Source organism: Streptomyces tendae, from assembly GCF_008632955.1.
In the GTDB taxonomy this organism is placed as follows: Bacteria; Actinomycetota; Actinomycetes; order Streptomycetales; family Streptomycetaceae; genus Streptomyces.
Window position 1 is genome coordinate 1,842,418 of the sequence record NZ_CP043959.1, and the last position, 13,601, is coordinate 1,856,018.

Consider the following 13,601-nt stretch of genomic DNA (forward strand, 5'->3'; position numbering starts at 1 on the left):
CGCATGGCGATATGTCCTCACTCAGGGTGTCCGCGCCCTGGTTCGACGAGACCGGCGACGAGAGTTCCTGGCTCCCGGGGGGTCAACCCCGGTGACAGTGGCGGGACCGCGCCGGATTCGCACCGGCTTCCTCTCCTGTCGCCGTGATGGCTGAGGCAGTCCACCACGGTCCCGGAAGGGCCGTCAACTTGCCGTTGACCTGCGGGGCTCAAGTGTGCTGAGGCCCACAGAGGTGCTCACGTGGGTGAACGGCGGCGGGGCCGCGCACGCGGAAGCGGGCGGGACGGAAGCCGGTGCTCCCGTCCCGCCCGCCGCCGCACGCGGCCTGTGATCAGGCCACGATCAGGTAGATGCCGTAGCCGACCGCCGCCGCGCACGCGGCGAAGCAGGCGTAGGCGCCGGTGACCGCGAGGGCCGCGGACCGGCCCTCGGCGGTGGCCCGCTCGCGGCGGGACAGACCGGAGATGCCGAGGGTGAACACGGCCACCAGGGCCACGGTGACCACGAGGCTGACGCCGAAGACGGAGCCGAGGGCCGCCCAGTCGATTGTCATGGTGCTTCTTCCTTCGTGCCGGGCGCGGTCAGACGGTGGTGGCGGCCGACGGGGCCTGCGGGTCGGTGGCCGCGGGGGCGGGGATGGTGGCCGAGAGCTCCTCGGCGGCCGGGTTCGCCGGCGGCGGGGTCACCGCCGCGATGGCCTGCGTCACCACACCGGGGGGCTCCTCGGAGGGGGCGTCGTGGTCGTTGACGTTGGTGTGGTCGACGACCTCGCGCCGGGAGATCTTCCAGATGGCCGCGCTGGAGGCGATCAGGAAGACGGCCACGACGGCGGTGCCCCAGTCGCCGAAGCCGCACACCCACTCGGCGAGCGCCGCGACGAAGGCGGCCGCCGGCAGCGTCAGGCCCCAGGCGACGAACATCCGGGTGGCCGTGGACCAGCGGACCACGCCGCCCTTGCGGCCCAGGCCCGCGCCCATCACGGCACCGGAGACGGAGTGCGTCGTCGACAGCGAGAAGCCGAGGTGCGAGGAGGCCAGGATGACCGTCGCGGCGCTGGTCTGGGCGGCGAAGCCCTGCTGCGGCTGGAGGTCGGTCAGGCCCTTGCCCATGGTGCGGATGATGCGCCAGCCGCCCAGGTAGGTGCCGAGGGCGATGGCGACGCCCGCGGAGAGGATGACCCACACGGGCGGGTCGGAGTCGGGGGCGACGGCGCCGCCGGCGACCAGGGCGAGGGTGATGATGCCCATCGTCTTCTGGGCGTCGTTGGTGCCGTGGGCCAGGGAGACCAGGCCGGCGGAGGCGATCTGCCCGGCGCGGTAGCCCTTCTCGGAGGACTTGCCGTCGATGTTCCGGCCCGTCCGGTAGGTGAGCCGGGTGGCCAGCAGCGCGGCGACGCCGGCCACCACCGGGGCGGCGATCGCGGGGATGAGGACCTTGGTGACCAGCACGTCGCCGTGCACCGCGCCGAAGCCGGCGGAGGCGACGGTGGCGCCGATCAGACCGCCCATGAGGGCGTGCGAGGAGCTGGACGGCAGGCCCACCAGCCAGGTCAGGAGGTTCCAGAGGATCGCGCCGACCAACGCGGCGAAGATGACCTCGGGACGGATGCCGGCCTCGTCGACGAGGCCCTTGGAGATCGTGTTCGCGACCTCCACCGAGAGGAATGCGCCGACAAGGTTCAGCACGGCGGACATGGCCACCGCGACCTTGGGCTTGAGCGCACCGGTCGAAATGGTCGTTGCCATCGCGTTCGCGGTGTCGTGGAAACCGTTCGTGAAATCGAACGCGAGTGCGGTTACCACCACAATCGCGAGGATCAGCGAGAAGCTTTCCATTTACCCAGGCAATCGTTCGAGGTCATTGGCTGGTCGAACGTAGGTAACCAGGGTGAACGGAAGATGAACTGGAATGGGCATCGTGGTGACCGTAAAAGGGGGTCGGTACTCCGCCGGACAGCCCAGGCCGCATGGGCTCCTGGCAGGATCGCCGCATGGCTGAACAGGGCCCGCGCGAGCGGGAAGCGGAAGGCGCCGTGAGCGGCGCCCGGGACACGGGGGGTGCGCCCGCCGGACGGGTGGGGGAGGAGACGGCGCGGGCCTGGGCGGAGGTGGTGGAAACCGCCCGCCGCACCGTCGCCGACGGGTTCGTCGTGGGAACCTCCGGCAACGTCTCGGTACGGGTCGGCGACACCGTCCTGGTGACGCCCTCGGGGGTGCCGTACGACCGGCTCCGGCCGGCCGACGTGACCGGCGTGGACCTCACCGGCCGGCAGGTGCTCGGCACCCTGGTCCCGACCAGCGAGCTGCCCCTGCACCTGGCCGTGTACCGGGAGACCGGCGCGCGCGCCGTGGTGCACACCCACGCCGTGCACGCGACCGCCGTCTCCACCCTCGTCGACGAACTGCCGCCGATCCACTACATGACCGCCGCCCTCGGCGGCCCCGTCCGCGTGGCCCGCTACGCCGCCTACGGCACCCCCGAGCTGGCCGCGCACACCCTGCGCGCCCTGGAGGACCGCACCGGCTGCCTGCTGCGCAACCACGGCACCCTCACCTACGGCGCGACCCTCGACCAGGCCTACGACCGCACCGCCCAGCTGGAGTGGATGTGCCGGGTGTGGCTGACCGCCTCCTCGGTGCCGGGACTGTCCCCCAGCCTGTTGAGCGCCGAACAGCTGACGGAGGTGGAAGGGCGGCTGCGGGGGTACGGGCAGCCGGGGTGACCAGGCGGTTACGGCGCCACGGCGGCGGTGCCGACGGGGCGGCGGGCCGAGGCCGTGAGCGGCCGGGCCGGTTGCCGGTGTCCGGGACGCGCCCACTGGCCGCGTCCCCGTCCGGACCCGACACTGGGAGGCGTGCGCACTGTCAGAGCGACGGCCGCTGCCGTCACCGCCGTGATAGGGGCCGGCGCCGCCGCCGTGGCCGCCGGCCGGTTCGCCAGCGACGCTGCCCTGAGGATCCCCTCGGGCAAACCCCTGCCCACCGAGCCCGGACTCACCGTCCACGCCACCGCCGCGGGACAGGTCACCCTCACCCGTGACCTCGCCGCGCTGCGGCCCGGTCGCCACGGCCTCGTCGGCCGCGGCTTCCACGCGGTGGTGGGACCCGTGCTGTCCGTCGCCTCCAACCCCGCCGACACCGTCGTACGGCGCCTGGAACGCGTGACCTACGGCACACCGGAACCCGGCGACCGGGCCAGGTTCACGCCGAACGTGTACGTCGGCGACCCGGGGACCGCGCTCGGCGTCGACCACACCGTCGTCGACGTGCCGGGCGAACTCGGTCCCCTGCCCGCATGGTTCGTGGAGGGCGCCCGGGACACCTGGGTGATCGCCGTGCACGGTCTCGGCACCACCCGGGAACACACCCTGAACGTCCTCCAGGCCCTGCGCCGCAACCAGTTCCCGGTGCTCGCCCCCGCCTACCGGGGCGACCCGGACGCGCCCCGTTCCCCCGACGGGCTCAACCACCTCGGCGAGACCGAATGGCGCGATCTCGACGCCGTGATGCGGCACGCGGTGGACTCCGGCGCCCGCCGGGTGGTCCTCTACGGCTGGTCCACGGGCGCGACCATGGCGCTGCGCGCCGCCGCCCGCTCCGAGGCCCGCGACCGGGTCGCCGGCCTGATCCTGGACTCCCCGGTGCTCGACTGGGAGTCCACCCTGCGCGCCCTCGCCCACGCCCACCGCACCCCGGGCGCGCTGCTGCCGCTCGCGGTCCGCGCCGCCCAGGGCCGCACCGGCCTGTACGGCGACCACCGGCCCGGCGCCCTCCACCTGGACGGCATCACGGTCCCGACGCACATCTTCCACGGCCCCGACGACACGGTGGCGCCCTGGCGGTTCTCCCGCCGGCTCGCCGCCGCCCATCCGAACACCGTCACCCTGCAGACCGTCAGGGGCGCCTCCCACGCCGCCATGTGGAACGCCGACCCGGACGCGTACGAGGAGTCGTTGCGGAGGTTCCTCACCCCCCTGATGTGACGCCCGCACAAGGGCGGTGCGGAGGATTCCGTTTACCGTCGTACCAGTGGCTTGATCGGGCCCCTCCGGCCCCGTCCGGGCCCGGACGGTGACCGGCCCCGCGACCCCCGTCGGCATTCCGTTTGGGCTTTCGGTCCGTCACCAGGAAGACTGCACCCGTGACGTCCCGTATCCCGCGCGACTCCAGGCTTCGACTCGTCCGTCCGCGACCCCTGGCCGGCGCCCCCGCAGCGATCGAGCGGCGGCGCGCCCGCCGCCCCGCGCCCCGCCCCCCGGAGGGCACGCCCGCACCGGCCGAGCTGGCCGGAATGGCTCGCTCCGTGCTGGCCGCGGCCGCCCGGGTGGCCCGCTGGGCCGACCGCGCCCTCGGCCCCGGCGGCGACAGCGCCACCGCCGACGGCAAGGCCACCCTGTCCGACGCGACCGCCCGGCGGGCGGCCGAGGCCCTCGGACTGACCGCCGATCAGGTCCGTGCCGACTGGGACACCGCCCGGCTGGCCGGTCTCATCGAGGTGCACGGCGACAGCGCCCGTCCCGGCTGGCGGCTGCGCGCCTGGGACCGCGACGACAGCGCCGTGCTGCGCGGCTGGGTCGCCCTCTGCGACGCCTGGTCGCTCGCCTGCCCCGAACCCGGGGAGCACGAGCCGGCCGCCGTCGCCGAGGTCGTGACGGCCATGCCGCAGGTGCTCTCCTTCCTGCAGCTGTCCGCCGGGCCCGTGCCCGTGCCCCAGCTGCTCGACCTGCTGGAGCAGCGCGTCACCGAACTGCGCACCGAGCGCTGCGAGGTCGACTACGGGCCCCGGCCCGGAACGCCCGCCGCCGCCCCGGAGCCCCGCCCCGCGCCCGCCGAGCCGCCCACCGCCGACGCTCCGCTCGAACCGCTGCTGGACTGGGCGCTGCGCGCCCTCGCCTCCGTCGGCGCCCTCACCTACGGCGACGGACAGGCCACCCTCACACCGCTCGGCAGCTGGGCGGTGTGGGTCAAGCTGGAGCAGATCTGTGTCGCCGCGCAGAGCCCCGCCGGGAACATCGAACAGGGCGCCGAGGACATGCTGCGCGGCTGCGCGCGGCTGCGTCCGGCCGCCGCCCGGGCCGAGTACCGCGCCTGGCTGGCCGCCCGCCCGGTCGGCAGCGCCGTCACCGAGCTGATCGCCGCCGCCCGGGGCGAGGACGCCCTCCTGCGCGGCCTCGCCTTCGAGGCGTTGCGGGTGGTGGGCGCGCCCGCCGAGCCCGAGGTGCGCGCCGTGCTCGACGAGCCCGCGCTGCGGCCGTACGCCCTGCTGTGGCTGGCCGAGCACGACGGCGTCGACCCCGAGGACGCGCACGAGGTGCTCACCCGCGAGGAGGCGACGTGGCTGTGGGTCGACACGGCGGCCGCGGTCGCCGACCACGGTGAGGCTCCGCTGCTGGTGCGGCATCTGGAGACCGCGGTCCAGCCCACGGTCCCGTCCCTCCTCGACGAGGTCCGTGCGGTGGGCCACCCCCGCACGGTCCAGGTCCTGGTCGCCCTGGCCGCCGCCCACCCGGACCCGGCCTTCGCGAAGGCGGTCCGCAGAGCGGCCTTCCAGGTCCACACAGGCGGCTGACCGCCCGCCCCGCCGCTGCGGGCAGTCGTGCCGCCGGGGCGATGGGGGAGGGTGGGCGCAGCGGCACCCCCACGGCGGGTCCGCCGCCCCACGCGGCCCAGCACCCTCACGGCCTGGGCGTGCCCCAGCACCGGCGCACCGGTTCCTACGAGGCGCCCCGCCCACGCACCCGTGCCGCCGAGGCACCCGCCCCGCCGGCGCGAAGGGCGACGACCCCGCCCCGTCCGCCTACGCGCCCGCCTCCGGCGCGTACGTGCCGAAGCTCCACACGTTGCCCTCCAGATCACGAGCCATGTAGTCCCGCGACCCGTAGTCCTGGTCCGTGGGCGGCATCAGCACCTCCGCCCCCTGCTCCACCGCCCGCCGGTGATGGGCGTCGACGTCGTCCACCACGACGTACACCCCCGCCGGCCCCGCGCCCTTCATCGCCGTGTCGAACGCCCCGCCGCGCCCCGCGGAGCCGAGCATCACCACACCGTTGCCCTGGGCCAGTTCGGCGTGCATCACCGTGCCGTCCTCACCCTCGTACACCGACAGCTCGGTGAATCCGAAGGCCTCCGTCAGCTGCCGGACCGCCGCCTTCGCGTCCTTGTACAACAGCGTCGGAACGACGCTCGGACGTGTGCTGCCCGTGCCTGCCATGGCGATCACTTCCTCGTGTCCGGGGTGTACAGGGATGCCGTCGTCGCCCAGTGTGGCACCGGTCACCGACGGCCGCCGGGGAAGAACCGCGTGCGGAAAAGAGGTTGCACCGCCCCGTTAGAATGGCTCGCATGGCCATTCTCCTCGCGCATTAGACGGCGGGAACGTCCTCAGCCGCCCACCGCCACCCCCAACTGCCCTGGAGTCTGTCCGTGATCTCCGCCTCCGGCATCGAGCTGCGCGCCGGTGCCCGCGTCCTCATCGAAAGCGCCACCTTCCGCGTCGCCAAGGGCGACCGCATCGGCCTGGTCGGCCGTAACGGCGCGGGCAAGACCACCCTCACCAAGGTCCTCGCCGGCCAGGGCATCCCCGCCGGCGGCACCGTCACCCGCTCCGGCGAGGTCGGCTACCTCCCGCAGGACCCCCGCACCGGCGACCTCGACGTGCTCGCCCGTGACCGCATCCTCTCCGCCCGCGGCCTCGACGTACTGATCCGCAAGATGCGGGACAACGAGCAGCGCATCGCCAACGGCCAGGGCGCCACCCGCGAGAAGGCGCTGAAGCAGTACGAGCGCCAGGAGACCGAGTTCCTGACCAAGGGCGGGTACGCCGCCGAGGCCGAGGCCGCCACCATCGCCGCCGCGCTGAACCTCCCCGACCGGGTGCTCGGCCAGCCGCTGCACACCCTCTCCGGCGGTCAGCGCCGCCGCGTGGAGCTGGCCCGCATCCTGTTCTCCGACGCGGACACCCTGCTCCTCGACGAGCCGACCAACCACCTCGACGCGGACTCGATCGTCTGGCTGCGGGACTACCTCAAGACCTACCGCGGCGGCTTCATCGTGATCTCCCACGACGTCGACCTGGTCGAGACGGTCGTCAACAAGGTGTTCTACCTGGACGCCAACCGCGCTCAGATCGACGTCTACAACATGGGCTGGAAGCTCTACCAGCAGCAGCGCGAGGCGGACGAGAAGCGCCGCAGGCGCGAGCGGCAGAACGCCGAGAAGAAGGCGGCCGCGCTGCACTCCCAGGCCGACAAGATGCGTGCCAAGGCCACCAAGACCGTCGCCGCGCAGAACATGGCCCGCAGGGCGGACAAGCTGCTCTCCGGCCTGGAGGCCGAGCGGAAGTCCGACAAGGTCGCCAGGCTGCGCTTCCCCGACCCGTCCCCGTGCGGCAAGACCCCGCTCATGGCGGAGGGACTGTCGAAGTCCTACGGCTCGCTGGAGATCTTCACCGACGTCGACCTGGCCATCGACAAGGGCTCCCGCGTCGTCATCCTCGGTCTCAACGGCGCGGGCAAGACCACCCTGCTCCGCCTCCTCGGCGGCGTCGAGAAGCCCGACACCGGCCGGGTCATCGAGGGTCACGGCCTCAAGCTCGGCTACTACGCGCAGGAGCACGAGACCCTCGACCCGGACCGCACGGTGCTGGAGAACATGCGCTCCGCGGCGCCCGACATGGACCTCGTCGAGGTCCGCAAGGTGCTCGGCTCGTTCCTGTTCTCCGGTGACGACGTCGACAAGCCGGCCGGAGTCCTCTCCGGCGGCGAGAAGACCCGGCTCGCCCTGGCGACCCTCGTGGTCTCCTCGGCGAACGTGCTGCTGCTCGACGAGCCCACCAACAACCTCGACCCGGCCAGCCGCGAGGAGATCCTCGGCGCCCTGCGCACGTACAAGGGCGCCGTCGTCCTCGTCACCCACGACGAGGGCGCCGTCGAGGCGCTCCAGCCGGAGCGGATCATCCTGCTGCCGGACGGTGTCGAGGACCTGTGGGGCTCCGACTACGCGGACCTCGTCGCCCTCGCCTGACCCGGTCGGCGTGACCGGCCGGGCCGGCAGGACCGTCATCCGTGTGTGATCGAATGCGTGATCCACTGCGTATGGATCATTCGGCCCATCGGTGATCCATCAATCGTGTGAGATCTCCTCATCCCGAGGTGTGTCCTACACGGATTTCGCGGCCGGACCCCCGCAGAACCGGGGTCCGGCCGCCGCCCCTTTCTGACCTGGCACTTCTCGGAGAAACCCGATCGGCGGTCGCGGAAAAGCCCCGTGGAATTCCTCATTCCGGATGTGGGGACGCGCTCCCGTCGTCACAAGCTGGTCTCATCGACCTTGCCGAATGGGTGGCCATCGGGCTCGGGAGGGGTGATCATGAGGAGACCAGAGCGCACTTCCCATGAGGAGGCACGGGTGGCCGAGACTCTGAAGAAGGGCAGCCGGGTGACCGGCGCCGCGCGCGACAAGCTCGCGGCAGACCTGAAGAAGAAGTACGACGCCGGTGCGAGCATCCGGGCGTTGGCCGAGGAGACCGGCCGCTCGTATGGCTTCGTGCACCGCATGCTGAGTGAGTCGGGCGTCACGCTCCGAGGGCGTGGCGGGGCGACACGGGGCAAGAAGTCTCCGTCGGCCTGACCCCGGGCGCCCCGCAGACCCGATGGTGACCACCCGGTCGGCCGGCTGACCGGCCGGGTGGTTACTGTGCAGTCACTTAGACGACCGCACCCATCGGAGGCGCCCCATGGCTTCGTCCCCCCAGGACCTCGGTCCGGTACTCGACAAGGACGGCGTTCGGCTCACCGTCGACGACGCGATCGCCACGGTGACGCTGACCAACCCGGCCAAGCGCAACGCGCAGAGCCCCGCTCTGTGGCGCGCGCTGGCCGAGGCGGGCCGGCTGCTGCCCGGTTCCGTCCGGGTCGTGGTGCTGCGCGGGGAGGGCAAGTCGTTCTCCGCCGGGCTCGACCGGCAGATGCTCTCGCCCGAGGGAATCCCGGGCGAGCCGTCGTTCATCGACCTCGCGCGCAGTGACGACGCCGCGCTGGACGCCGCCATCGCCGGCTACCAGGAGGCGTTCACCTGGTGGCGGCGCAACGACCTGGTGACCGTCGCCGCCGTCCAGGGACATGCCATCGGGGCCGGGTTCCAGCTGGCCCTCGCCTGTGACCTGCGCGTCGTCGCGGACGACGTGCAGTTCGCCATGCGGGAGACCAGCCTCGGCCTGGTGCCCGACCTGACCGGCACCCACCCCCTCGTCGGCCTCGTGGGATACGCCCGCGCGCTGGAGATCTGCGCGACCGGGCGTTTCGTCACGGCCGAGGAGTCGGTGAACATCGGCCTGGCCAACCTCGCCGTGCCCGCCGCCGACCTCCACGCCGCCGTCCAGGACCTGGCCGCGGCGCTGCTGGCCGCGCCCCGCGACGCCGTGATCGAGACGAAGGCCCTGCTGCGCGGCGCCCGGACCCGCACCTACGACGACCAGCGCGCCGCCGAGCGCGCCGCCCAGGCCCGCCGTCTGCGCGACCTGGCCGGCCTCGGCGAGTAGCGAGCAGCGGGCGGCGAGTCGGCCGAGGCGGCGGGGCGGCTTCCTCCGCGGGCTCCGCCCCGCCACCGCGTGCGCGCGTGCTGCCTCGGCCGGTCAGTCGAGGTCGGTGACGAGCACGGCCACCGTCGGCCGGTCCGGCAGCGACGCCGCCACGGCCGCGCGTACCGCCCGCGCCACTTCCAAGGGGAGAAACTCCGCCCCGACCGCGAGGTCCACGCGCGCGTGCCGCCGGGGCAGGGCGTCGTCCCCGGCCGGCCGCTCGCTCAGCCGCACCGGCCGGCCCCATGTGCCCGTCAGCCGGCTCACCCCCGGCACGGCGAGCACCGCCGCCGCGACCCGCTCCGTCTCCGCGTCACCCGCACGGCCCACACCGTCCGTCCCGTCCGTTTCCGGCCGGTCCGCGGGTGCGTCGGAAGCGTCGGAAGCGGACGGCGGCGGCAGGTCCGGCTCTGTGTCCAGCAGTTCCGTCACCCGCAGATCCACCTCCTCGACCGCGAGCCCCACGCGTTCCGCGGCGGCCACCGCCAGGGCCGTGCGCAGACGGGACGCCATCTCCGGGAGCGGCCACGCCGCCGTGGCGGCGAACTCCGCCGTCAGCCGCAGCGGTCCCGCGGGCAGCGCGCTCGGCGGGGCCGGCACGGCGGGCTCCGGTGCCTCCTCCAGGTCGTCGGCGAGCCCGAGCCGCAGCCCGTCCACGCGCACCTCCGGTACCTCCCGCTCCGCCGCGCGCCGCAGCGCCGTACCGGCCGCCCGCTCCGCGATCCATACACCGTCATGCCGCCCGCCCAGCGGCAGGATCCTGCCCAGCCCCGCCTGCTGCCGCACCATCCGTGTCCATCGGTCCGCCGTCATTCCTCCAGCCTGCCGTATCGCGGGCGCGAATCGGGGCAAGCGCACTTACGGTGGTCGAAGGAGGACGACCGAAGGGATGTAGGGCGATGACCGACATGACCGAAGGCGGCTCGGTACGGGGTCCTGACACCGAGAAGGACCGGGGCGAATCCGGCTCGCACCGGGGGCAGGGCACGCGACGTGGCGGCGGCGCCCCCGCCGACCGGGGCCGCACCACCATCGCCGACGGTGTGGTGGAGAAGATCGCCGGGCTGGCCGCGCGGGACGTCGTGGGCGTGCACGCCATGGGCAGCGGGATCTCGCGGACCTTCGGCGCCATGCGCGACCGGGTGCCCGGCGGGTCGAAGTCGGCGACGCGCGGCGTGAAGGTTGAGGTCGGCGAGGTGCAGACCGCGCTCGACCTGGAGATCGTCGTCGACTACGGCGTGTCCATCGCCGACGTCGCCAGGGACGTACGGGAGTACGTGATCGCGGCCGTCGAGCGGATGACCGGCCTCGAGGTGGTCGAGGTCAACATCGCGGTGAGCGACGTGAAACTGCCCGACGAGGAAGAGGACGAGCCGGAGTCCCGACTGCAGTGAGACACGCTGAGCGGAGGAGCACAGCATGAGGATGGCCGTCGTCGGCATGATCGCCGGCATGGCGTTGGGCTTCGCCGGATACTTCGGCGGATTCGGGGCCTTCCTGCTCGTGGCGGCCTTGGGCGCCGTGGGCTTCGTCGTCGGCAGGTTGCTCGAAGGGGACCTGGAACTCGGCGACTTCTTCCGTCCCCGTGACGAACGGCGGCGGTGACCGCGGTGGGCACAGAGGTGGCCGAGCCGGCCGGAGACCCGCGGACCGTCGCTCCGGGCGAACGCGGGGTGACCACGATCGCCGACCGGGTGGTCGCGAAGATCGCCTCCCAGGCGGCCCGTGAAGCCGTCGGCGTGCTGCCGCCGGACGCCGCGCCGCCGCACGCGAGCGTGGTCGTCCGCCACGGCAGCGCCCGGGTCCGGGTGCACGTCGAACTCGACTACCCCGGCGACATCGGCGACCGGTGCGCGACCGTGCGGCGGCAGGTGGTCGAGCGGGTGCGCGCCCTGGCGGACATGGTCGTGCCGGAGGTCGTCGTCCAGGTGGAACGGCTGCACTTGGCCGTGCGGCCCGAAGCAGTCGGCGGGAGGACACCATGACCGGGCCCCCGAACGCCACGGCGGACACGGCGCCCCCGCCCGCGGCGAGCGGGGCGACCACGAGCCCCGTCCCCGGCGGCCACCGGCGCTTCTGGTCGGCCCGCCGGATCCCCGCGGGCCTGCTGGCGCTGGTGATCCTGGTGATCGCGGGTGCCTTCCTGTACGACGTCGTCGCGGTGCGCGCCGACCGGGCCGGGATGAGCTGGCGCCGTGAGCTCGCCCGGCAACTGGCCGAGCGTCCGCTGGACGACATCTGGGTGCTGACCGGCGCCGCGGTCGCCGCCGCGCTCGGCCTGTGGCTGCTGGTGCTCGCCGTCACGCCCGGCCTGCGCTCGCTGCTGCCGATGCGCCGCACGCACCCCGACGTCCGCGCCGGACTGGACCGGGAGGCCGCCGCCACCGTGCTGCGGGACCGGTGCCTGGAGGTGGCCGGCGTGCAGTCGGCCCGGGTCACCGTGAAGCGGCGGAAGACGGACGTCCACGCGGTGTCGCACTTCCGCGACCTCGACGACGTACGGGCCGACCTGACCGCGGTGCTGGACGAGGCGCTGCGGGGGCTGGGCCTGGCCCGGCCGTCCACCCTGTCGCTGCGGGTGCGGCGGCCCGGCCGGAAGGGACGGAAGCCGTGATCAAGGGTGTCAACCGTGTGCTGCTCGCGCTGGCGGGGCTGGTGCTGATCGCCCTCGGCGGGTCGGTGCTGGCGATCGGGCTGGGCGCGCCCGCACCGTCCTGGTGGCTGCACGACGGCCGGCACGACGTGCTGCTCGACGACTCAGAGCGGACCCGCTGGCGGGACCAGGGCTGGTGGTGGCCGGTGGTGATCGCCGTGCTCGCCGTGCTGGTGCTGCTCTGCCTGTGGTGGCTGGTCGCGGTGGTGCGCAAGCGGCGGACGGGCGAGATCCTCGTCGACAGCCGCGACGGCGAGGGCGCGGCGCTGCGCGGCCGGGCCCTGGAACAGGCCCTCGCCGAGGAGGCGAACCGGCAGGACGGTGTCGCCGAGGCCCGCGTCCTGCTCACCGGTCGGCACGGCGGGCCGCGGGCCCGGATGGTCCTGCGCCTGGAACCCCACGTCGACCCCGGTGCGGCCCTGGACACCCTGACCACCGGCGCCCTCACCCACGCCCGCGACTCCACGGGCCTGACGGCCCTCCCCACGGAGGTCCACCTCCGAGCGGAGAAACACCGCCCGGAACGAGTCACCTGACACGGGCCCGCCGGCGCCCGCACAGGAGCGGCGGCCCGCCCGGGGACTCCCCGCCAGGGGAGTCGCCCGGGCGGGTGCGGGGTCAGAAGCCGTGGCGGGAGCCGCCGTCGACGGGGAGCATCACGCCCGTGATGTACGACGCCGCGGGGGAGAGGAGGAACGCCGCCGTGCGGCCGAACTCCTCCGGCGTGCCGTAGCGGCGCAGCGGGATGCGGGACTCTGCCGCCCGGCGGGTGGCCTCCGGGTCGGCGGACAGGGAGTCCAGCTCACGGACCCGGTCGGTGTCGACGCGGCCGGGCAGCAGGCCCACGACGCGGATGCCACGCGGGCCCAGTTCGTCCGCGAGGGACTTGGCGAGGCCGGCGAGCCCCGGCCGCAGCCCGTTGGAGATGGTGAGCCCGGGATCGGCTCGTGCACCGAACCGGACAGCACGAAGCCGATGACACCGCCCTCGCCCAGCTCCCCGGCCGCCGCGCGGGCCAGCCGCACCGCCCGAGGAACACCGACTCGAAAGCCGACTGCCACTGCTCGTCCGTGGTGTCGGCGACGAACCCCGGCGGCGGCCCGCCCACGCTGACGAGGACGCCGTCGAAGCGGCCGAACCGCTCCCGCGCGGTGGCGATCAGCCGCTCGGCGGCCCCGGGGTCGGCGTTGTCGACGGCCACCCCGGCCGCGTCCGGTCCCAGCGCGGACGCGGCCTCGGCGACCGCGTCCTCCTTCCGCCCGGTGACGACCACCTTCGCGCCCTCGGCGAGGAGCGCCCGCGCGGAGGCGTGGCCCAGTCCGCGGGTGGCCCCGGTGACGACGTACACCCGGTCCTTCAGTCCAAGATCCAT

15 protein-coding genes, 1 pseudogene and 1 riboswitch are annotated in these 13,601 nt (G+C 73.9%); of the genes and pseudogenes, 11 read left to right on the plus strand and 5 right to left on the minus strand.

Annotated elements, in window-relative coordinates; genetic code table 11:
* Positions 1–61: 61 nt before the first annotated feature.
* Positions 62–133: riboswitch (cobalamin riboswitch) on the minus strand.
* A gap of 198 nt (positions 134–331) precedes the next feature.
* Together F3L20_RS08575 and F3L20_RS08580 are read right to left on the minus strand one after the other, a co-directional pair.
* The gene (locus F3L20_RS08575; protein WP_145825085.1) at positions 332–553 is read right to left on the minus strand and encodes a hypothetical protein; all 222 of its coding nucleotides are present in this window, start codon (positions 551–553) and stop codon (positions 332–334) included.
* Positions 554–581: 28 nt separating this feature from the next.
* A complete protein-coding gene (locus F3L20_RS08580) occupies positions 582–1,835 on the minus strand; it encodes an inorganic phosphate transporter (protein ID WP_150153548.1) in 1,254 nt (417 codons plus the stop codon).
* Between the two features lie 155 nt (positions 1,836–1,990).
* On the opposite strand from F3L20_RS08580, the gene F3L20_RS08585 reads away from it, so the two are divergent.
* The 3 genes from F3L20_RS08585 to F3L20_RS08595 all read left to right on the plus strand — a co-directional run bounded on the left by F3L20_RS08585 (position 1,991) and on the right by F3L20_RS08595 (position 5,568).
* A complete protein-coding gene (locus F3L20_RS08585) occupies positions 1,991–2,722 on the plus strand; it encodes a class II aldolase/adducin family protein (RefSeq protein WP_150153550.1) in 732 nt (243 codons plus the stop codon).
* 132 nt (positions 2,723–2,854) lie between these two features.
* Positions 2,855–3,982 carry an alpha/beta hydrolase gene (locus F3L20_RS08590; RefSeq protein WP_150153552.1) on the plus strand — a complete coding sequence of 376 codons (1,128 nt, stop codon included), beginning with the start codon at positions 2,855–2,857 and terminating at the stop codon, positions 3,980–3,982.
* Positions 3,983–4,290: 308 nt separating this feature from the next.
* Positions 4,291–5,568, plus strand: coding sequence for a hypothetical protein (locus F3L20_RS08595; RefSeq protein ID WP_167534674.1), 1,278 nt, complete (start codon positions 4,291–4,293; stop codon positions 5,566–5,568).
* A 228-nt stretch (positions 5,569–5,796) separates the two neighbouring features.
* On the opposite strand, the gene F3L20_RS08600 is transcribed toward F3L20_RS08595, so the two are convergent.
* The gene (locus F3L20_RS08600) at positions 5,797–6,210 is read right to left on the minus strand and encodes a VOC family protein (protein ID WP_145825687.1); all 414 of its coding nucleotides are present in this window, start codon (positions 6,208–6,210) and stop codon (positions 5,797–5,799) included.
* A 212-nt stretch (positions 6,211–6,422) separates the two neighbouring features.
* Between F3L20_RS08600 and F3L20_RS08605 the strand changes: the two genes are divergently transcribed.
* The 3 genes from F3L20_RS08605 to F3L20_RS08615 all read left to right on the plus strand — a co-directional run bounded on the left by F3L20_RS08605 (position 6,423) and on the right by F3L20_RS08615 (position 9,537).
* Complete coding sequence (locus F3L20_RS08605) at positions 6,423–8,021, plus strand: ABC-F family ATP-binding cassette domain-containing protein (RefSeq protein WP_150153554.1); 1,599 nt, start codon at positions 6,423–6,425, stop codon at positions 8,019–8,021.
* Between the two features lie 384 nt (positions 8,022–8,405).
* A complete protein-coding gene (locus F3L20_RS08610; RefSeq protein WP_006132657.1) occupies positions 8,406–8,627 on the plus strand; it encodes a helix-turn-helix domain-containing protein in 222 nt (73 codons plus the stop codon).
* Between the two features lie 106 nt (positions 8,628–8,733).
* A complete protein-coding gene (locus F3L20_RS08615) occupies positions 8,734–9,537 on the plus strand; it encodes an enoyl-CoA hydratase/isomerase family protein (RefSeq protein ID WP_150153556.1) in 804 nt (267 codons plus the stop codon).
* 93 nt (positions 9,538–9,630) lie between these two features.
* On the opposite strand, the gene F3L20_RS08620 is transcribed toward F3L20_RS08615, so the two are convergent.
* The gene (locus F3L20_RS08620) at positions 9,631–10,389 is read right to left on the minus strand and encodes a hypothetical protein (protein ID WP_150153558.1); all 759 of its coding nucleotides are present in this window, start codon (positions 10,387–10,389) and stop codon (positions 9,631–9,633) included.
* 86 nt (positions 10,390–10,475) lie between these two features.
* On the opposite strand from F3L20_RS08620, the gene F3L20_RS08625 reads away from it, so the two are divergent.
* The 5 genes from F3L20_RS08625 to amaP are packed head-to-tail and all read left to right on the plus strand — an operon-like array spanning position 10,476 to position 12,765.
* The gene (locus F3L20_RS08625; protein ID WP_150153560.1) at positions 10,476–10,970 is read left to right on the plus strand and encodes an Asp23/Gls24 family envelope stress response protein; all 495 of its coding nucleotides are present in this window, start codon (positions 10,476–10,478) and stop codon (positions 10,968–10,970) included.
* Between the two features lie 25 nt (positions 10,971–10,995).
* Complete coding sequence (locus tag F3L20_RS08630; protein WP_106414848.1) at positions 10,996–11,181, plus strand: hypothetical protein; 186 nt, start codon at positions 10,996–10,998, stop codon at positions 11,179–11,181.
* Positions 11,178–11,561, plus strand: coding sequence for an Asp23/Gls24 family envelope stress response protein (locus tag F3L20_RS08635; RefSeq protein ID WP_150153562.1), 384 nt, complete (start codon positions 11,178–11,180; stop codon positions 11,559–11,561). Before F3L20_RS08630 ends, F3L20_RS08635 begins: the two co-directional genes overlap by 4 nt.
* Positions 11,558–12,190 (plus strand): DUF6286 domain-containing protein, encoded by a 633-nt coding sequence (locus F3L20_RS08640; protein WP_150153564.1) that lies wholly within the window; start codon positions 11,558–11,560, stop codon positions 12,188–12,190. Before F3L20_RS08635 ends, F3L20_RS08640 begins: the two co-directional genes overlap by 4 nt.
* Positions 12,187–12,765, plus strand: coding sequence for an alkaline shock response membrane anchor protein AmaP (gene amaP, locus F3L20_RS08645; RefSeq protein WP_150153566.1), 579 nt, complete (start codon positions 12,187–12,189; stop codon positions 12,763–12,765). The genes F3L20_RS08640 and amaP overlap by 4 nt, the downstream gene beginning before the upstream one ends.
* A gap of 82 nt (positions 12,766–12,847) precedes the next feature.
* Here amaP and F3L20_RS08650 read toward each other — a convergent pair.
* Positions 12,848–13,601 (minus strand): annotated as a pseudogene (locus F3L20_RS08650) (SDR family oxidoreductase).